Annotated in this window: 17 protein-coding genes and 1 pseudogene; 9 read left to right on the top strand and 9 right to left on the bottom strand. The window is 57.5% G+C overall.

The features are described from left to right. Positions 1–41: 41 nt before the first annotated feature. Together ACR0EL_RS01560 and ACR0EL_RS01565 are read right to left on the bottom strand one after the other, a co-directional pair. Positions 42–680, bottom strand: coding sequence for a response regulator transcription factor (locus tag ACR0EL_RS01560; protein ID WP_353006645.1), 639 nt, complete (start codon positions 678–680; stop codon positions 42–44). Further along, positions 677–2,110 (bottom strand): cache domain-containing protein, encoded by a 1,434-nt coding sequence (locus ACR0EL_RS01565; protein ID WP_480497630.1) that lies wholly within the window; start codon positions 2,108–2,110, stop codon positions 677–679. The genes ACR0EL_RS01560 and ACR0EL_RS01565 overlap by 4 nt, the downstream gene beginning before the upstream one ends. A gap of 250 nt (positions 2,111–2,360) precedes the next feature. Between ACR0EL_RS01565 and ACR0EL_RS01570 the strand changes: the two genes are divergently transcribed. From ACR0EL_RS01570 to ACR0EL_RS01580, 3 genes are all read left to right on the top strand, one after another. Next, a complete protein-coding gene (locus ACR0EL_RS01570) occupies positions 2,361–3,443 on the top strand; it encodes a TRAP transporter substrate-binding protein (RefSeq protein WP_480497632.1) in 1,083 nt (360 codons plus the stop codon). Between the two features lie 120 nt (positions 3,444–3,563). Continuing rightward, positions 3,564–4,490, top strand: coding sequence for a TRAP transporter small permease subunit (locus ACR0EL_RS01575; RefSeq protein WP_480497634.1), 927 nt, complete (start codon positions 3,564–3,566; stop codon positions 4,488–4,490). A 17-nt stretch (positions 4,491–4,507) separates the two neighbouring features. Next, positions 4,508–6,862, top strand: a complete 2,355-nt coding sequence (locus tag ACR0EL_RS01580; RefSeq protein WP_480497636.1) for a TRAP transporter large permease subunit — start codon at positions 4,508–4,510, stop codon at positions 6,860–6,862. 136 nt (positions 6,863–6,998) lie between these two features. On the opposite strand, the gene ACR0EL_RS01585 is transcribed toward ACR0EL_RS01580, so the two are convergent. The 4 genes from ACR0EL_RS01585 to ACR0EL_RS01600 all read right to left on the bottom strand — a co-directional run bounded on the left by ACR0EL_RS01585 (position 6,999) and on the right by ACR0EL_RS01600 (position 9,214). After that, on the bottom strand, positions 6,999–7,388 hold the full coding sequence (locus ACR0EL_RS01585) for a VOC family protein (RefSeq protein ID WP_480497638.1): 390 nt from the start codon (positions 7,386–7,388) through the stop codon (positions 6,999–7,001). 6 nt (positions 7,389–7,394) lie between these two features. Beyond that, complete coding sequence (locus tag ACR0EL_RS01590; RefSeq protein ID WP_170530531.1) at positions 7,395–8,219, bottom strand: arginyltransferase; 825 nt, start codon at positions 8,217–8,219, stop codon at positions 7,395–7,397. Between the two features lie 75 nt (positions 8,220–8,294). After that, a complete protein-coding gene (locus ACR0EL_RS01595; protein WP_480497640.1) occupies positions 8,295–8,726 on the bottom strand; it encodes an RDD family protein in 432 nt (143 codons plus the stop codon). A 65-nt stretch (positions 8,727–8,791) separates the two neighbouring features. After that, complete coding sequence (locus ACR0EL_RS01600) at positions 8,792–9,214, bottom strand: DUF2852 domain-containing protein (protein ID WP_480497641.1); 423 nt, start codon at positions 9,212–9,214, stop codon at positions 8,792–8,794. Positions 9,215–9,357: 143 nt separating this feature from the next. Between ACR0EL_RS01600 and ACR0EL_RS01605 the strand changes: the two genes are divergently transcribed. Genes ACR0EL_RS01605 through ACR0EL_RS01625 form a run of 5 tightly spaced genes read left to right on the top strand, consistent with a single transcriptional unit; the run spans position 9,358 to position 14,625 of the window. Next, positions 9,358–9,744, top strand: coding sequence for a DUF4440 domain-containing protein (locus tag ACR0EL_RS01605; RefSeq protein WP_480497644.1), 387 nt, complete (start codon positions 9,358–9,360; stop codon positions 9,742–9,744). A 49-nt stretch (positions 9,745–9,793) separates the two neighbouring features. Then, positions 9,794–12,589, top strand: coding sequence for a [protein-PII] uridylyltransferase family protein (locus tag ACR0EL_RS01610; RefSeq protein ID WP_480497645.1), 2,796 nt, complete (start codon positions 9,794–9,796; stop codon positions 12,587–12,589). Further along, on the top strand, positions 12,573–12,845 hold the full coding sequence (locus ACR0EL_RS01615) for a hypothetical protein (protein WP_480497647.1): 273 nt from the start codon (positions 12,573–12,575) through the stop codon (positions 12,843–12,845). The genes ACR0EL_RS01610 and ACR0EL_RS01615 overlap by 17 nt, the downstream gene beginning before the upstream one ends. A 38-nt stretch (positions 12,846–12,883) precedes the next feature. Beyond that, positions 12,884–14,086, top strand: a complete 1,203-nt coding sequence (locus ACR0EL_RS01620) for an RSP_2647 family RNA methyltransferase (RefSeq protein WP_480497649.1) — start codon at positions 12,884–12,886, stop codon at positions 14,084–14,086. Beyond that, on the top strand, positions 14,083–14,625 hold the full coding sequence (locus tag ACR0EL_RS01625) for an RSP_2648 family PIN domain-containing protein (RefSeq protein ID WP_480497651.1): 543 nt from the start codon (positions 14,083–14,085) through the stop codon (positions 14,623–14,625). The genes ACR0EL_RS01620 and ACR0EL_RS01625 overlap by 4 nt, the downstream gene beginning before the upstream one ends. Positions 14,626–14,689: 64 nt before the next feature. Here ACR0EL_RS01625 and ACR0EL_RS01630 read toward each other — a convergent pair whose 3' ends face one another. From ACR0EL_RS01630 to ACR0EL_RS01640, 3 genes and pseudogenes are all read right to left on the bottom strand, one after another. Beyond that, positions 14,690–15,385: a M48 family metallopeptidase gene (locus ACR0EL_RS01630; protein ID WP_480497653.1), complete on the bottom strand. Its 696-nt coding sequence runs from the start codon at positions 15,383–15,385 to the stop codon at positions 14,690–14,692. Between the two features lie 82 nt (positions 15,386–15,467). Continuing rightward, complete coding sequence (locus ACR0EL_RS01635) at positions 15,468–16,181, bottom strand: FkbM family methyltransferase (protein ID WP_480497655.1); 714 nt, start codon at positions 16,179–16,181, stop codon at positions 15,468–15,470. 164 nt (positions 16,182–16,345) lie between these two features. Continuing rightward, a pseudogene (locus ACR0EL_RS01640) lies at positions 16,346–16,504 on the bottom strand (VWA domain-containing protein); the annotation flags it as partial. A gap of 428 nt (positions 16,505–16,932) precedes the next feature. Between ACR0EL_RS01640 and ACR0EL_RS01645 the strand changes: the two are divergent. Then, a complete protein-coding gene (locus tag ACR0EL_RS01645; RefSeq protein WP_480497658.1) occupies positions 16,933–18,063 on the top strand; it encodes a tetratricopeptide repeat protein in 1,131 nt (376 codons plus the stop codon). Positions 18,064–18,102 lie beyond the last annotated feature (39 nt).

Here is an 18,102-nt window from a genome sequence, read left to right on the forward strand (position 1 = left end):
CTCTGGTTGGGCCGGGCGGCGCGTGCCGCGCCGCGTCTGGATCAGAACCCCACGCCAGTGCCCTGCAAGACCCCATGTTCCAGCGCATAGCGGGTGAGCCCAGCGGTGGAGGAAATACCCAGTTTACGTTTGATGTTCTTGCGGTGAGTTTCGACCGTGCGAACCGAGATATCCAAGGCCAGGGCGACTTCTTTATTGGATTTGCCCTGCGCCAGCTCCAGAAGGATCGTCTGTTCCCGGCCGGTCAGAGCCTCTCGGGTGCTGTCGCCTTTGGGTTTCAGCGACCCGCTTGCTCCGGTGCACAGATATTGCTCGTCCGCCATGACCGCATCGATGGCCTGTTTGATTTCGTCTGTCGGCACATCCTTGAGAAGATAGCCTTTAGCCCCGTGGCTGAGCGCGGTTGAGATGTATTCTGGGCTGTCATGCATCGACAGGATCAGGATGCGCGTTTGAGGCAAGCGTTCAAGGATCATTTCTGTTGCGCTCAGGCCCCCCAGGCCCGGCATGTTCAGATCCATCAAGATCACGTCGGGGGATAGGCTTGCGGCCTGATCCACAGCAGACTGACCGCTGCTGAGCGTACCGACCACTTCGATCTCGCTATAGCTTTCAAGGATCGACTGGATGCCCTCGGCCACCATCGGGTGATCGTCGACAATAAGGACTCGGATGGTCATGTCCCGGCCTTTCGCTTTGGTGTTGCGTCTTCCTGCGGTGGGAGCAGGTGGCTCAGCGGCAAGCTTGCTTCGATCACCGTGCCGCCATGCGGGCCGCGTGATGACAGAATACGCAGCGTCCCGTCAAGCTGTTCGATGCGCTCCTGCATGTTGCGCAGCCCGATCCCGGTGGCCACACGGCCCGGTTCGTTTCGCAACCCGCGCCCATTGTCGGTGATCCGCATCGTCGCACCTTTCTTATGGCCGCGCAGATCGATGGTAACATGTGACGCATCGGCATGACGTTCGATATTGGTCAGCGCTTCTTGCGCAATGCGATAGAGCGCGATTTTGCTGTCCTGATCCAGCCGATTGCGGAATACAACGGTCGAGAATTCGGTCTCGATCCCGGTGCGGTCCCGAAAATCATCCGTCAGCGATTTAAGGGCAGGGCCCAAACCGAGATCATCCAGCACACCAGGGCGTAGGTCGCGACTGATCCGGCGCACTTCAGTTATGGCGGTGCCCAAATGTTCGATCCCTTTGTCCAACGGATCTTCTGCATTTGAAAAATCTCCACGAGATACCCGCCGCCGAGCGGTGTCCAGCGCATAGCGGACGCCAACCAATATCTGGCTGATCCCATCATGCAATTCTCGCGCAACTCGTCCGCGTTCTTCTTCCTGTGCATCAAATACACGCTGCGTCAGCTCTTTCAGCTTTGCGTCAGCCAGCCGCCGTTCGCGGATGTTCAGCAACATGCCCGAGGCAAACACGATCAGGACAGCCGCCACAACAATAGCTCCGATATACATAAAGGTGCGCTGCACGCGGGCTTCGACCTCGGCGCGTGCATTCGCAACAGCGGCAACGATGTCGTCGATGAACACGCCCGTACCGACCACCCAGCGCCAATCCTGCAGCCCGACCACATAGGCGATCATCTGCGCCTCTTCTCCGGTAGACGGTTTTTGCCACATGAAACTATGCCACCCTGCGCCTTGGCGGGCGAGGCTAATAAACTCATCAACTACGGGCGTGCCATCGCTATCGGTGAGGCCTTCCCAGTTGCGGTTGATGAATTCGGTCTGCCGCGGGCTGACAAGGTTGTTGCCGTCATAGTCGTAGACAAAGAAGAACCCGTCCTGCCCGTAGATCATGGCCGACAGGATCTGAGACACGAGGTTCTTGGCCACCTCGTCATCAGGTGTCGCCCGACCATAGATATAAGCAAACCCGTTGCGGGCTTGCGTGACGTAGTTGCGCAGCTCTTCTTTCTTGGCCTCGATCAGGCTGCGCTCCAACGCTTCGATTTCGCGTTCGGCTGTTGCACGCGCTTCATAGGCTACCAGCACGGCAATGGCTGCCACGGCCACAACCAAGGGTATCGCGGCGACAAGGGACAGCTTCTGCGCATAGGTCAGCGAAACCAGATTTCTTAATCTCTGCATTGTCGAATCGATACGCAACAGGCGGCAGAAATGCAAAAAGAATGGACATCTTAAGGACCAGAACGACCGAAAATCCGGGGTTCGAGCCGTTTTTGCTGGTTGTTTTCCTATAAAAACCCGTCAGAAACCTGCGTTTCTACGCAGTACTAGGTATTCCTTTTCACATCTTCGGCATTAGGCTGCGGCCTACTGAATGTGACAGGCCCGGAGTGTTTCCGGGTTACGACTATGTAAGGGGAGGAACACTCATATGGATCGTCGTTCATTTCTAAAGAAATCTGCTCTGGGCGGCTCGGCTGCCGCGGCAACCGCACTGGCGGCACCAGCCTATGCGCAGGGTCAGCGGACCCTGACGATGGTAACCTCGTGGGGTCGTGGTCTGGCCGGCGTGTTTGACAGTGCACAGCGCTGCGCCGACAGCATCAATGCGATGTCCGATGGCAGCCTGAATGTTGACATCAAGGCCGCAGGCGAGCTGGTTGGCGCGTTTGAAGTGTTTGACGCTGTATCTTCGGGTCAGGCCGACATGTACCACGCGGCAGACTACTACTTTGTGGGTCAGCACCCGGGCTATGCCTTCTTCACCGCTGTTCCGTTCGGCATGACCGCTCAGGAACTGGTGAACTGGTACTACCACGATGGCGGTATGGAGCTGCATGACGAGCTGGGCTCGATCTTCGGCCTGAAATCCTTCCTGGCCGGCAACACCGGTGCGCAGGCGGGTGGCTGGTACTCGAAAGAGATCAACGGCCCCGAGGATTTCCAGGGTCTGAAGTTCCGTATGCCGGGTCTGGGTGGTCAGGCGCTGGGCAAACTGGGCGCATCGGTTCAGAACATTCCGGGCTCAGAGGTGTATCAGGCGCTGTCCTCGGGTGCGATTGACGGCACCGAGTGGATCGGCCCCTGGGCGGACGAAAAAGCCGGTTTCCAGGAAATCACCAAGACCTACTACACCGCGGGCTTCCACGAGCCGGGCGCAGGTCTGTCGCTGGCGACCAACCGCGACGTGTTCGAAGAGCTGACACCGGCGCAGCAGAAGATCATCGAGATCGCAGCTGCCGAAGCGCACCAGTGGAACCTGGCGCAATTCCTGGCCAACAACGGTGCAGCCCTGCAGCGTCTGCAGTCGGGTGGCGTGAAGGTTATGGAATTCCCGGACAGCGTTTGGGACGCCTTCGGTCAGGCCAGCCAAGAAGTTCTGGACGAGAACATGGGCGACGAGCTGTTCAAGAAGATCCACGACAGCGCGATGGCGTCGATGGCATCGTCCTCGGCCTGGCTGAACCTGTCGTCTGGTGCTTATACCGCTCAGCGCGATCGCGTGCGCGGCTAAGCCCTGATCATCAGACCAAACGGTTTCCCCGCAGGCGCGGGGAAACCTTTCCTGTTGCACATGCGCGGACCCATCATGCCGCACGAATAGGCAGTGCAACCGACGCGACCTGGGGACAACATGCAGGACGAAAACGGTATCTCGTTCTTCGGCGCCCTGTGGAATGGACTGATCTGGTTCATTCAGAACATTGCCGAAGCCTTCTTTAATTTTGGATATGCGATCACGCATCCGCAACTGTGGCTGAACTGGTCGGACAATGAAGCTGTGATGCGCTTTGTCTACTATGGCGGGTCGGTCGAGTTCTTCTTTGTGATCTTTGCCCTGTTTCTGGTGCTGACGGCCATCGGTCTCTACTACAGGAATTTCATGTGGGGCATGGTTCGCGGGCTGGAAGGGTTCGCAAACGTCACCGGGCGGTTCTTTGCCTGGGCCGGTTTGCTGATGGTGCTTCAGCAGATCATCATTGTTTTCATGCAGCGCGTCTTTACGCGCGCGGATATGGCGTTCGGGTTTGGCATTCCTTTTCAAAAGGATATCAGTTGGTTCGCCGAAGAACTTAAACTGTATAACGCCATGGTGGTCTGCCTATGCTGTACCTACACATTTGTGCAAGGCGGACATGTGCGGGTTGACCTGATTTATGCGGGTATTAGTCACCGCGCCAAGCGTGTGGTCGACATGTGTGGTGCGCTCCTGTTCATGATGCCGATGGCGGTGCTGACTTGGATGTATGGCTGGTATTTCATGTGGCGACACCTGATCGTGCCGAAACCATCGGCCAGTGATACCCTGGACCGGTTGGTTGCCAAATCACGCGCGCTGCGGTGGAACGTGGAAACCATCGGCTTCAGCCCCAACGGTTTCAACGCATATTTCCTGTTCAAAATCCTGCTTGTCCTATTTGCAGGCATGGTGTTCCTGCATGCGATTGCGTTCCTCTACCGATCGTATCTGGAATATGTGGAAGGGCCCGAGAGCGCCGGAAAATACCTCGACAAGGACAGCCTTGGCGCGGGTGAAGAAGCCTATGAAGGCGCACATTAGGGACGGAGACCCAGACAATGCTATTCGGACTTGATGGCGTCGAGATAGGCCTCATTATCGTATTTTTCTGCCTTTTCGGAGGCATCCTCTCTGGTTTCCCAGTGGCCTTTGCCATTGGTGGGGCCGGGGTCATATCCTTCGGGATCATTGCCGCGCTGGACAGTGCCGGGCTGTTGATCCATCAGGCAATCGATACCAGCTCGCAAGTGTATCGGGATCTGGTTGCAACCGGGGTAAAACCGGATGCAGTCTCGGTGTTCCGATACCCGGACCTGCCGAGGGTCGGCGTGCCAGTCTTCCCCTCGGGTTGGGAAACCGCGCTGGATCGTAATGTTTCGTTTATTGTGAACCGTATGAACGAGCGTGTTTTGGCGGGCCAATCAATCGAGACACTGCTGGCCGTGTTGATGTTTGTTCTCATGGGCATCACGCTGGAGCGCTCGAAGATTGCCAATGATCTGCTGACCACGATGGCGCGCGTTTTTGGCCCTCTGCCGGGTGGTCTGGCTGTCTCGATTGTGGTTGTGGGTGCCTTTTTGGCTGCGTCGACCGGGATTGTGGGTGCGACTGTGGTAACCATGGGCTTGCTGGCACTGCCGACCATGTTGCGAAACAACTATTCGCCGGAACTCGCGACGGGTGTGATTGCCGCGTCGGGCACCTTGGGGCAGATCATTCCGCCCTCGATTGTGATTGTCCTTTTGGGCACACTGGCAGGAGATCTGTATTCCACGGCGCAAGAAAGTCGAGCTGTTGCAGCGGGATGCACCGATGCATTGACCTATCTGGGCGAGCCAGCGGTGGTCTCCGTGGGCACATTGTTCCAAGCCGCGCTGCTGCCGGGGATCATGTTGGCGCTGCTCTATGCGCTTTACGCCTTTGGCTATGCGCTGTTGAACCCGGACAAGGCACCTGCCGTCGAACTGTCTGGCGGGTCAGGTGAGACGATCACACGATCCGAAGGGTTGACATGGCTGCTGGGCGCTCCGGTTGCAATCATCGTTGGCGCAATGCTTCTGGGCAGTGCCGGGATCATTGGCAGCCAGAATATCTCGGTCTCGGCCTTCTCGGATGTGGGGCAGGATGCATCGCTGCGGACAAATGTTTCGGAGGAATGCAAAGCCTCGATGATCGACCTGCATGGACAGGCGGCCTGGGATCAGGCTGTGATCGAGCAACAGGAGATTGATGCGGCTGGTGGAATTGCCAATGCGGAACGTCTAAGCGAGGAAGAAATCGCCGCGGCGCGTGAGGCCAAGATTGCCGATGCTGCGCCGATTGGGACAGGTGTGACGATCATCGTGGTGCTGCTGGCCCTGACCCTGGTTCTGGGTCGCGGCATTGCACCTTCACGGTCACCTCAGCCCCTGATCGTTGGGGCGATTGGCCTGTTGCTGATGTTGCTGGTTGATATCCTGTTGATCTCACCAATCACCTCGTCCGGCGCCACCTTCCTGCTCTTGGCCATCCCGTTTGCTATTGCGATTTATGGCTGTAAGGAAGCTGCTGCGCGTTGCGCGACCAATGATCTGATCCGCGTGGTCTTTCCGCCGCTGGTTTTGATCATTGCCGTTCTTGGCTCGATCCTTGGCGGGATCACCAACCCGACACCGGCCGCCGCGCTTGGCGCAGGTGGCGCGATCATGCTGGCTGCTTATCGTAAGTTGCGTGAGCAGGGTCAGTCAGGCGGTGTGATCATCTGGTCGACCTTCGCCGTCATCATCTGCCTGTTGTTGGGTGTGAACTTTGACTTACGGGTGAACCAGAGCGGAGCAAACGCCGAAACCTGGATCGCCTTTGGTCTGGCTTATTCGGCTTATCTCTATGCGCTGTTTGGCCTGCTTTATGGCTGCTGGGTGCTGTTTTCGAGCGGAGTTTTGACCCCAGTGGTGCGGGAAACGGCCAAGGTGACATCGATGGTGTTCACCATCCTGATCGGATCGCAGCTGCTGAACCTGGTGGTGATCTCGTTCGGGGGTGAGCACTATATCCAGCAGTTCCTAAAGAGCTTTGACAACGAGTTCACGGTCTTCCTGATCGTGATGCTGGTGCTGTTCATTCTGGGCTTTGTGCTGGATTTCCTCGAGATCATCTACATCGTGATCCCGATTGTGGGCCCGGTGATCTATGGCGGGTCGTTCGATCCGAAATGGGTGACCATCATGGTGGCGGTGAACCTGCAGACCTCGTTCCTGACGCCGCCCTTTGGGTTTGCGCTGTTCTATCTGCGCGGCGTTGCGCCGAAAGAGGTGACCACGGGCCATATCTACCGAGGGGTCGCGCCATTTGTGATCATTCAAGTGGTTGGGATCGCAATCCTGTGGTTCTTCCCGGCGATTGTGACCATCGTTCCGGATCTGATCCCGAATTGATCTGATCGGATCGTCAAATTGAAAAAGGGGCCTGATGGCCCCCTTTTTCTTTTTGTGTTGGGGGTAAGGGGCCAGCCCCTTCTTGGCCTGCGGCCAATTCATCCCCGGGATATTTTCTGGCCAGATGAAGAGTGGATCAGGTGAACTGGATCAGATCCCATCGATTGCCGAACGGGTCCTGCCAGACAGCGACAATGCCATAGGGTTCGGTGCGAGGGTCTTCTTCGAAGTGCACACCGCTTGCGCGCATTGCTGTGTGATCACGTTGGAAGTCATCGGTTTGCAGGAAGAACCCGACGCGGCCTCCGGTCTGGTTGCCGATGGCAGCGTTTTGATCAGGACCAACGGCTTTGGCCAGCAGAAGCGAGGCGCCATTGCTGCCGGGTGGGACAACCCGCACCCAGCGTTTGCCGCTGCCCAGATCGATATCCTGCTCCAGCGTGAAGCTAAGCGTTTCGGTGTAGAAGGCGATCGCGGCGTCATAATCCGGCACCACAAGGGTGACGGCATGCAGGCTTTGTTTCATATCGGATCAACCCTTGGTGGGGTGGCGGTCGGGCAATTGAATATTGGCAACCTGTTCCGCGATAGGGGCCGCAGAGAGCGGATGATGCGACTCATCTGAGAAGGTCGCAGGGTTCTGAACCTTTTGCCATTGCCCTTGAACATAGGCTTCGAGGCCTGAGAATTTGGCCTTGTACCCCATCTTCGGGCTGCCGGGCACCCAGTAGCCCAGGTAGATATAAGGCAGGCCCGCCTCGCGCGCGATGTCGATATGGTCAAGGATCATATAGGTGCCCAGAGAGTTCTGCGGTTGCTGCGGGTCGTAGAAGGAATAGACCATGCTGAGCCCGTCATCGAGCACATCGGTCAGGCTGACGGCGATCAGGTCTCCGGTTTCAGGGTCCAGATATTCGACCACACGGCTGCGGATGGGGGTTTCCTCGATCATCGCGGCAAATTCGAACACATCCATATCGGCCATGCCACCATCGGCGTGGCGGGTGTCGAGGTAGCGGCGGAACAGCTCGTACTGCTCGTCCGTGGCCCAGGGCGATGTGGCGCGCCGCTGCAGGTAGGAATTACGTTTAGCGGCGCGTTTTTGGCTTTTGGTCGGGCGGAAGGCAGCAACATCGATCCGAGCGGACAGGCAAGCCGCGCAATCGGTGCAGGACGGGCGATAGAGTACGTTTTGAGACCGGCGAAACCCTTGTTGTGACAGGGAGTTGTTCAGCTGGTCTGCACCTTCGCCTTGCAGGGCGGTGAACAGCTTACGCTCCAGCCTGCCCTCAAGGTAAGGGCAGGGCTGTGGGGCCGTCACATAGAATTGTGGCGCAATTGGCAGCGTATGTCGCATGAAGGTCCCATGTAGCCTCGGACCCGATGATAGCAACGGTTTTTGGCGCCGCCAAGTGATTCACGCGATGGGTGGTCAGGCCCGTTGATTGATCATGACGGTGCCAAGGAAGGCGTCTGTCAAACCCTGACAGCGCGCGCTGGTCAGCATCATGATGATCGAGATGATCTGGACTACGAAAAACGCCATACTGATGAAATATCCGGCGGTATGCGCAAGCGCTTTGCCCATATCCATACGTTCGCCAAATGCATCGCGCAATTCGATCCCCATGAAGCGCATGCCCAGCGTGGCCGAGCCGTTTGAGATGGTGATGACCCGATAGACAAAGCTGATGACCGCATAAATCAGGGGCAGGAAAAACAGCCCGAAACCAAAGGTCAAAAAGACGGGAACAATACACAGCAGCGAGATCAGCGCGATATCGAACAGCCAGGCGACAAAGCGTTTGGATGTGACGGACTGATAAAACTCGGGTTGTGTGTCAGGGTTGGGCAGGTGGGTCATAAACAGATTTCCGAAAATGAAGGTCGTATTACCCTGTCCCGAAGACCGGGACAGGGCAAGGGGGATCAGGCAGGTTCGCCTTTACCGTCCTCTTCGTGGTTGTCGCGGGCGCGTTCATCCATGAACTGGTCGAACTCGGCCTTGTCTTTGGCTTCGCGCAGGCGATGCAGGAAGGCTTCGAAATCTTGCTGCTCGCGTTCCAAGCGGGCCAGCGTATCGGCCTTGTAGGCGTCGAATGCTGTGTTGCCCGAAGGTTTCATCGCACTCATGTGGCTGTGCCAGGATTTGCGGCGGCTGCAAGATTTGCTGAACATGCGTTTGCTCCAGATCATATAGGCCAGAAGGGCCAGGCCAACGGGCCAGAAGAAGATGAAACCAAGGACCATGGCGGCGATCCAGGCACCTTTGCCTTTGTCGTCCATCCAGGCCTCGGTGCGATGCAGCCATCCCGGGTTTGCAGGGACGGTGGGTTCGGACAATGCGGTCATTTGGTCTCTCCAGGGGTTGATGTAAATTCCTTTCACATTGTCTAGATGGGAAGTGCTTGCGGGGTTGCAAGGGGTTTATGTGAAAAAGATTTACATTTCCGGATTTGGTTGACGACGTAAGCCTCGGGTCGCAGGGTGTCGACATGATGAATGAGAACACAACCGCACCGACGCTTGCAGAGATCTTGGAGCTGGAAAAGCAGGTATGGTCTGCTTTGGTAACAGGCGACGCCCACGCTGACAGGGCGCTCTTGAGCACCGACTTTCTGGGTGTCTACCCGTCGGGCTTTGCCAATCGGGACGATCATGTCGGGCAGTTTGCCGATGCGCCTACGATGGCTGAATTCAGGCTGAGCGAGGAAAAGCTGCGGGTGCTGACTGCAGATATCGTCTTGCTGTCCTATCGCGCCGACTACGTGCGGCCTGGCGCTGCCGAGTGGGAGGCGATGCTGATTTCCTCGCTGTGGGAGCGTCGGCATGACAAGTGGGTCAACAGTTTCAGTCAGGACACGCCGGTTCAGAACGCGTGATGTGTTTGACCCATTGACCTTAGGGTGAGGCAATGCGCAGGGTCGCGTTATGAATGACAGTCTGGCCATCACCCGTTTGCCACGCGCGTTCGACCCGTCTTTGGGCGATGAAGCACGTGATTTGCTGGTGGATTTGACACCTGAACAAGGGGAGTTGATCGCCGGAACCGCCGGAACCAGCCCCTATCTGAAAGGGTTGATTGAGCGCGAGAGAGACTGGCTGCCACAAGCGCTGTCCAGGCCGGATCAGGCCATGGTTGAGCTTATGGGTGTGGCGCGGGCTTTGGCCCCAGATCAGCTGAAGCCGGGTCTGAGGGTCGCGAAGCGCCGAATGGCACTGCTGACAGCGCTGGCCGATATCTCGGGCGCGTGGCCTTTGGAAAAAGTGACCGCCGCACTGACTGATTTCGGAGCGTTGGCGGCGGATGTCGCGGCCAAGGCTGAGATCGCCGCCTTGATTCGACGCAAGAAACTGCCCGGAATGATCGAAGATGATGTCGAAACCGCTGCCGGGATGGTCATTTTGGCGATGGGCAAGATGGGCGCGCATGAGCTGAACTACAGCTCGGATATCGACCTGATCGTGCTGTTCGATGAAACAGTTTATGACCCGGATGACTTCTACGACGCACGGCATGGGATGGTCCGCGCCACGCGCAACTTCTGTGCCACGCTCAGCGACAAAACCGCTGACGGCTATGTCTTTCGCACCGATTTGCGCCTGCGCCCTGATCCGGCGGTGACACCGGTCTGTATGGCGATGGAGGCGGCCGAGCGGTACTATGAAAGCCTTGGCCGAACTTGGGAACGCGCCGCCTATATCAAGGCGCGCGCCTGTGCGGGCGATATCGCTGCCGGAGAGCGGTTTTTGGAAACTTTGCGCCCCTTTGTTTGGCGTCGACATCTGGATTTTGCCGCTATTCAGGATGCGCATGACATGCGCTTGCGCATTCGTGAGAACAAGGGGACGGGTGGCAGCCTCTCGATTCCTGGCCATGATATGAAACTGGGACAGGGTGGCATTCGTGAGATTGAGTTCTTCACCCAAACTCGACAACTGATCGCGGGGGGGCGCGACCCGGATCTGCGGGTACGTGGAACGGCTCCCGGTTTGGCTGCTTTGGCTGCAAAGGGATGGGTGCCCGACGACGTCGCGTATAAACTGACCGATCACTATCGCGCGCATCGTGAGGTCGAACATCGGATTCAGATGATCCATGATGCTCAGACCCACAAAGTGCCACAATCCGAGGACGGTATCGAACGCGTGGCCTGTCTGATGGGACTCAGTAGTACTGAACTGACGACCGACCTGACCCGCCGATTGACTGAGGTGCATGACCTGACCGAGGGGTTCTTTGCCCCTGGGCCCGGTGCAACTCCGACGCCGGAGCAGGAGGTCACGTTCGACAAAAGCATCCTGGCCCGTTGGGCCTCTTACCCGGCGCTGCGATCGCAACGGGGCAGGCGCATCTTTGACCGGCTCAAACCAGAACTCCTGTCGCGCCTCGCCAAAACCGCGCAACCCGAAGAGGCGCTGGTGGCTTTGGATGGGTTTCTGGCTGGGTTGCCTGCCGGGGTGCAGCTGTTTTCCCTGTTCGAGGCCAATCCGCAGCTGATTGATCTGTTGATCGACATCGTCGGTACGTCCCACGCGCTGGCCTCGCATCTGTCCCGCAATGCCTCCGTCTTTGATGCGGTCATAGGTGGCAGTTTTTTCGCTGACTGGCCGGGGCAGCAAGATCTGCAGGCCGAGCTGGAACAGGCTTTGGCGGCCGAGTCGGACTACGAAACCCAGCTTGATCTGGCGCGGCGCTGGTGCAAGGAATGGCATTTCAGGGTGGGGGTGCACCATTTGCGCGGGCTGATCGACGGCGCACAAGCGGGTCGTCAATATGCAGAACTGGCGCAGGCTGTTATCGCGTCGATCCTGCCTCATGTGACCGAGAATTTCGCCCGCAAGCATGGCCCCGCTCCGGGGCGTGGTGCTGCCATTCTGGGTATGGGGTCGCTTGGGGCAGGGCAGATCAATTCGCAATCCGATTTGGATATGATCGTAATCTACGACCCGTCGGATCAGGAGATATCCGAAGGTCCGCGCCCACTGGCCACCCGCACCTACTATGCGCGGTTCACGCAAGCACTGATCACGGCGCTTTCCGCCCCGATGTCTCAGGGGCGGCTTTATGAAGTCGACATGCGCTTGCGCCCGTCGGGCAATCAGGGGCCGGTGGCGACCAGTTGGGCCAGCTTCACCAATTACCAGCAGAACGAAGCGTGGGTTTGGGAGCACCTTGCCCTGACACGCGCGCATGTGGTGGCGGGTGACGCGGGGCTGGCCACGGATATCGAAGCCTTCCGGGCTGATTTCCTGTCGCGTCCGCGCAATATGAAGAAGGTTTTGCACGAGGTGGCTGAAATGCGCACGCGGCTGGCCGCCGCAAAGGCCCCTGCCGGAGTTTGGGATGCCAAAAATGGCCCCGGTCGCCTGATGGATATAGAATTGATGGCGCAAACCGGCGTGTTGATGGCAGGTCTCGCGGATCGCGATGTGCCCTCTGGCCTTGATGGCGCCGTCGCTGCCGGGTTGCTGGATGTCGCGCAGGCGCAAACTCTGAAAGACGGCTACGATTTATGCTGGTCCGTGCAATGCGCGGCCCGGCTTCTTTCGGGCAAGGTGATCGAAGCTGACAAGATTGGCGAGGGTGGTGCGGCTTTCCTGTGCAGGGCCACTGGGTTCGAACAGGTTGAGCAACTGCAATCCGCGCTGCAAGACACTTACACGACCGCTGCCGCAATCATCGGCCGCGTCATCAAAGAGGGCGAAGATGGCACGCAGCACTGATCCCAATGACCCAAAGGGCCTGATCCGCGAAGCCTATAACATCGAAGGTATCGCCCTGCCGGAATGCCGCAGCATCTTCCTAGATTGGGCGCTCAGCCTGCCGGAGGGGCAGGACCAGAAGCAGGCGTTGACCACCCTGCATGCCGCCTATGCCGCGCAGGATGCCGACCACCCGATGACACAGGTCATGGCCGAGGGGCTGCGGGCTTCAGAAGCGCCTAAACGACGTGGCGGTTGGCGCTCGCGCCCGCGTTAGGGCTTTTCCCCCGGCGCGTGCATCACTAAGAGGGGGTCATGACCAATACCACTGATCGCCCACGTATCCGTCTGAAACCCAAAGCCAATGCGCGCGGCCTGCGACATGGGTTTCCCTGGGTCTATGCGAATGACATCGTAACCGATCGCCGCACTCGCAAAATCCCGGCCGGAGCGCTGGCCGTGCTTGAGGATGAAAAGCGCGCACCTATCGCTTTGGTCGCGGTGAACCCCGACTCAAAAATCATGTGTCGCCTATTGGATCGCGATATTGAGGCCGATCTGAACGCCGATTGGTTCGAAACCCGCCTGCAACGCGCGCTTGAGATGCGCGAACGCCTGTTCGACGCGCCATACTACCGCCTGATCCACGCCGAGGCCGATGGTTTCCCCGGCGTGATCATCGACCGTTTCGGAGACGCCTGTGTCATTCAGCCCAACGCCGCCTGGGCAGAAGCGCATTTGGAAATGCTCACCGACGCGCTGTTAAAGGTGACCGGCGTGACGACGGTTCTGAAAAACGCCTCAGGCCGCACCCGCGGTTTGGAAGGGCTGGATGACGTGAACCAAACCCTACGCGGTAGAGCACCACACGCACCGCTGCCGGTGCCCATGAACGCAGCAACCTATATGGCCGACCTGACCGGAGGCCAGAAAACCGGCCTGTTCTACGACCAGCGCCCAAACCACGCCTTCGCCGCCCGTTTGGTTCACCCAGAAGCAACCGTGTTGGATGTGTTTAGCCACGTAGGCGGCTTTGGCCTTGCCATGTTGGCCGGAGGGGCTGCACAAGCAACCTGCGTCGATGGCTCAGCCGCCGCTTTGGACTTGGCAAGCAAAGGGGCCAAAGCCACAGGCTGCGCGGATCGTTTTCAGACCCGCCAGGGCGATGCGTTCGACGTTCTGACCCAGCTGGGTGATGAGAGCGCCCTATTCGATGTGGTCATCTGCGACCCGCCCGCCTTTGCACCCTCAAAACAAGCACTGGATGCAGGCCTTCGCGCCTATGAACGTATCGCGCGCCTGGCCGCTCCTTTGGTCAAACCCGGTGGCTATCTGGGCCTCTGCTCCTGCTCACACGCCGCCGATCTAGGCCGCTTTCGTGATGCGTCCTCGCGTGGGATTGGCCGCGCCGGACGACAGGCACAGCTGATCCACACTGGTTTCGCAGGCCCCGATCACCCGCAACTGCCTCAACTGGCAGAAAGCGGTTACCTCAAAGCCGTGTTCTACCGTCTGTGAGGGCGGTTCTCGATACCTGCGTCATCTACCCGACAGTGATGCGAGAGATGTTGCTGGGCGCTGCAAGCCTGGGCCATTTCACCCCGATCTGGTCCGCCCGTATTCTGGAAGAATGGGCCCGCGCTGCCCGCAAGCTGGGTCCCGAGGGCGAGGCGCAAGCCCGCGCTGAAATTACCCTGGCGCAGGCGCACTGGCCACAAGCCGAACGCGCACCCACACAAGGGCTCGAAGACCGCCTTTGGCTGCCTGATGCTGCAGATATCCACGTTCTGGCAACCGCGATAGCCGCTTCAGCCGACATTATCGTGACCGTCAACGCGAAGGACTTCCCGAAAAATATCCTGGCAGAAGAGGGACTCGACCGTCGTGACCCCGATGGCTTGCTGCACGGTTTCTGGCTCTCGGACCCCGACGGTATGGCCACTATCGCCAACCGCGTTCTCGATGAGGCCAACCGCCTCTCTGGCGACCAATGGACCCTGCGCGCGTTGATGAAAAAGGCACGCCTCCCACGCTTGGGCAAAGCCCTCTCCCAATAGGCGTGATCCCCCTTCATCTGGCTATAAATATCCCGGGGAGCGCGAGGGGCTGGCCCCTCGCTGCCTAAGCCCGGCCACCCGCACTCCAACGCTGCTCTAGTGCCTCCAGCGCTGCAATCCGCTCTCCCGTCTTCGGATGGCTCATCAACCATGCTGGCACCATTCCAGCCCGTTGCTGGGTCAGGTCCTCCAGCTTGTGAAACAAGGACTTTTGCGGTTCGATGCCGATCCCAGCCTTGGTCAGCAAGGCGGCGGCGTATTCGTCGGCCTCATATTCATCCTGGCGTGACAGGCGCGAGGCCAGCAATGAGGTCAGCGCATTGGCGATCATCGCACCGATAAAGGGAATGAACCGGTTCAGCACTATGATCAGCGCTGTCCGCATCGCGTTCTGACCGGAAAAATCGATCATTCGCCGCTTGGCATGACCCAATGCCACATGTCCGAGCTCATGCGCGATCACGCTGGCCATTTCCTCGGCTGAAACCTCTCCGTTGCGAAACTTGCGATAGAACCCGCGGGTGATGAAAATGCGCCCATCGGGTGCGGCCAACCCATTCACCGGATCGATCTCATAGATATAAACCGGAACCCGCGCGATATCCAAAGCGGCGGCCAACCGGTCGGTCATCCTCTTCAATACAGGATCGGCCAGTTCGGTTGATTTCTGATCCAGCTCACGATGGGTGCGCCAAACCGAAATCCGGTACATCACAAGGCCATAAGCAATGGCCAGAAGGATCGGGGTGAAACGCAACATGGCTCAGATATGGGGGCGCCGCAGCAGCAGGGCAACATAATTCTTCAGCAGATCGAATGCCCATAATCCGGATCCCTCGGTCTCACTCCGCGAAGTGATCCATATTAAGAAAGGTGAGTACATCACCCGCGCGCGGGGCACGGATATCCAGAACAAACCCCTGATCCATCACGGCCTGAAACACCTTGGCCAGTCCGGTTTGGCCGTAAATTCCCGGATGAACTTCAATCACAAGGCGCGGTACAGAGCGGAGGTCACATTTCTGGAAAAGCTCCAACTCGCCGCCTTCGATGTCGCAAATGATCATCGTCGGGGCAAACCTTGCAATTAACGCGTCGAAATCCAAAATCGGTACCTCGACTTTGTCAATGTAGGCGCGTTCGTCACCACTCAGGGACGACGCCCAGAAGTTCTTTCTAATATAGAAATCGATTGTTTCACCATCTGAGGATTGCCCCAGAATACCATGAAGACACTCGGCCTTTTGGGAAACCCCGTTTCCTTCAAACGTCGTGCGTATTACGTCAATCAATGCGGGGTTTGCTTCGACTGACATTACTTTATCCACCTTTTCGATCTGCGCGATCTTGGTCGACAAGAAACCAACTCCAGCCCCGATATCCAGAACACGCTCGCCTTGTTCGATGCACCGCTCGGCATGACGCAGTTCTGCTGTTTCATACCGCCCCAATCTCATGGATTTCAAAATTCGACGTGTGAACAATCCGGGCGCCTTTTGAATCCTGACCCCGCGATAAGACACCGAGCCATCATCTTCAAAGAACTCTTCTGACATCAATAAACCTCAGATCTGGTAGGGAGTATCGAGCGCCCAGAAACGCAGGCGAAAGTTCCACTTTTCCGGATGCACATTAGTCGGAGTGGCCGGGTTGTAAAACCTTAAAGATCAACGGCCTTTTGCCCTCGAACCATCAGCGCGATGGCCTCAAGGAGCATCTCCTACCGCGTCAGTTCCCGCATGCCTTGTTCCAGCCCGGACAGGGTCATCGGCACCATGCGGTCCTCGAAAATCTCGCAGATCATGCCGATAGAGTGGGTGTATTCCCAGTATTTCTCGGGCACCGGGTTGATCCACAGGTTTGACGACCATTGTTCGCGCGTGTTTTGCACTCCTAATAAGAGAAGGCTCCAGACGCAACAAACGTCTGTTCTGTTTGTTATGAGCTGCAAGGTCCCATTCTAAGGGACGCATGAAGTGACGCGGGTTGCATCTCGTGATTGACGCGCGATGCTGAGAATGTATCTAACTCTTAAGAGTTATTCTGCCCTATTCCATACTTCGAAAGCATCTCATGAACAAAATTCGACTGGCCGCTGTTGGTGTCGCGTTGGCCGCCGTTGTTCTAGCGGTTTCCGCGCCTTTTGGCGTTGAAGCGAAAGCCCAGAAGTGCCTCTTAAGAGGCAATTCCGATAAGGAGGTCATCGCTGGTTGCACATCGCTTCTGGCCTATGACGATCTTCCCGAACACACTCGATCTCAGGCCCTGTTTCACCGCGCGCTGCGTCTGGCTAGACAAGATCCCGGTTTGGCCGAGGTCGACTATCTTGCAGTTCTTGAAATCACGCCAGATTGGACAGCGCCTCTACACAATCTGGGTCTGATCTACTTGAACAGGGATGAGTATGATAAAGCCTTGTCGCTGTTCAACCGTCTTCTGGAGGTTGATCCGGCATCTGATTTTGGCCACAGCGGTCGGGCGAGCACATACTATGAAATGAAGCGGTACTCGGAAGCTTTGGCAGATACGAGGTTTGTTCTCGCGTCTGATCCGAACGAAGTGATAGATCAACATCTCGAAGGGCGAATTCTGGAGAAGCTTGAGGATTATGATGCGGCGCTTGAGGCATACTCCCGAACCGTTTTGCTTGACACCAACTATGCTCTAGTGCGACTGGATCGCGCCTGGCTATACTACCAGCATCTTGAACTGCCGTATCACGCAGAAGTCGACCTCAATCATGTTTTGGCTCTATACCCAAATGACCACGTTGCATGGGCCGTCCTTGGTGATGTCCTGCTGCGACTTGGTCGATACGCAGAATCTGAGACGGCGATTGAACGTGCTTTGGGAATCAAACCGGAATACGACTTCGCGCTCCGTACTGCAGAGCGGTTTGTACGGGAAACTGCCGAAGCAATAGCAAGGAGCGAAAGGCTGAGTACACCCGCTGCTCGCGAGATTGCTGGGCCTTCTTTTGGTACACTGCTGGCTCGAAGCTTTGCAGATCTTGATGAGCCGGAGCGCGCGCTTGCTGAATTCGATACGGTTCTTGCGAATCTGCCGGACAATGCTTTTGCACATGCCGGGAAAGCAGATGTCTATTTTGATCTCGGGGACGACGAAGCGGCAATCACCTCACTTAATGATTTCTTTGAAGTTGCATCGAAACGGGAAGAGGGCAATGAAATCTCGGACGAGGTGATTGATCGACAATACACGAAACTCGGCTTTTCTCACCATCGTCTAGGAGACCCGCAAGCTGCGCTTGCCGCATGGCGCCGAGGTTTGGAAAACGCAAGTTCAGAAGACATTTCGCTCTGGCAGCTTCGCCTTCAATCCGCCGGTCACTATGCGGGCGGGCCAGATGGTGAAATCAGTGATGCGTTGCTGGATGGGCTGTCAAAATGCGCGTCGGACCCTGAGTGCCTTGAATGAACACAAAAAACGCCGGCTAAGAAATGTCGTTCTATCGCA

Source organism: Ruegeria sp. AH12, assembly GCF_056541465.1.

Coding starts and splice junctions, on each gene's coding strand:
- ACR0EL_RS01560 (WP_353006645.1), bottom strand. CDS start 680: ATGACCATCCGAGTCCTTATTGTCGACGATCACCCGATGGTGGCCGAG.
- ACR0EL_RS01565 (WP_480497630.1), bottom strand. CDS start 2,110: ATGCAGAGATTAAGAAATCTGGTTTCGCTGACCTATGCGCAGAAGCTG.
- ACR0EL_RS01570 (WP_480497632.1), top strand. CDS start 2,361: ATGGATCGTCGTTCATTTCTAAAGAAATCTGCTCTGGGCGGCTCGGCT.
- ACR0EL_RS01575 (WP_480497634.1), top strand. CDS start 3,564: ATGCAGGACGAAAACGGTATCTCGTTCTTCGGCGCCCTGTGGAATGGA.
- ACR0EL_RS01580 (WP_480497636.1), top strand. CDS start 4,508: ATGCTATTCGGACTTGATGGCGTCGAGATAGGCCTCATTATCGTATTT.
- ACR0EL_RS01585 (WP_480497638.1), bottom strand. CDS start 7,388: ATGAAACAAAGCCTGCATGCCGTCACCCTTGTGGTGCCGGATTATGAC.
- ACR0EL_RS01590 (WP_170530531.1), bottom strand. CDS start 8,219: ATGCGACATACGCTGCCAATTGCGCCACAATTCTATGTGACGGCCCCA.
- ACR0EL_RS01595 (WP_480497640.1), bottom strand. CDS start 8,726: ATGACCCACCTGCCCAACCCTGACACACAACCCGAGTTTTATCAGTCC.
- ACR0EL_RS01600 (WP_480497641.1), bottom strand. CDS start 9,214: ATGACCGCATTGTCCGAACCCACCGTCCCTGCAAACCCGGGATGGCTG.
- ACR0EL_RS01605 (WP_480497644.1), top strand. CDS start 9,358: ATGATGAATGAGAACACAACCGCACCGACGCTTGCAGAGATCTTGGAG.
- ACR0EL_RS01610 (WP_480497645.1), top strand. CDS start 9,794: ATGAATGACAGTCTGGCCATCACCCGTTTGCCACGCGCGTTCGACCCG.
- ACR0EL_RS01615 (WP_480497647.1), top strand. CDS start 12,573: ATGGCACGCAGCACTGATCCCAATGACCCAAAGGGCCTGATCCGCGAA.
- ACR0EL_RS01620 (WP_480497649.1), top strand. CDS start 12,884: ATGACCAATACCACTGATCGCCCACGTATCCGTCTGAAACCCAAAGCC.
- ACR0EL_RS01630 (WP_480497653.1), bottom strand. CDS start 15,385: ATGTTGCGTTTCACCCCGATCCTTCTGGCCATTGCTTATGGCCTTGTG.
- ACR0EL_RS01635 (WP_480497655.1), bottom strand. CDS start 16,181: ATGTCAGAAGAGTTCTTTGAAGATGATGGCTCGGTGTCTTATCGCGGG.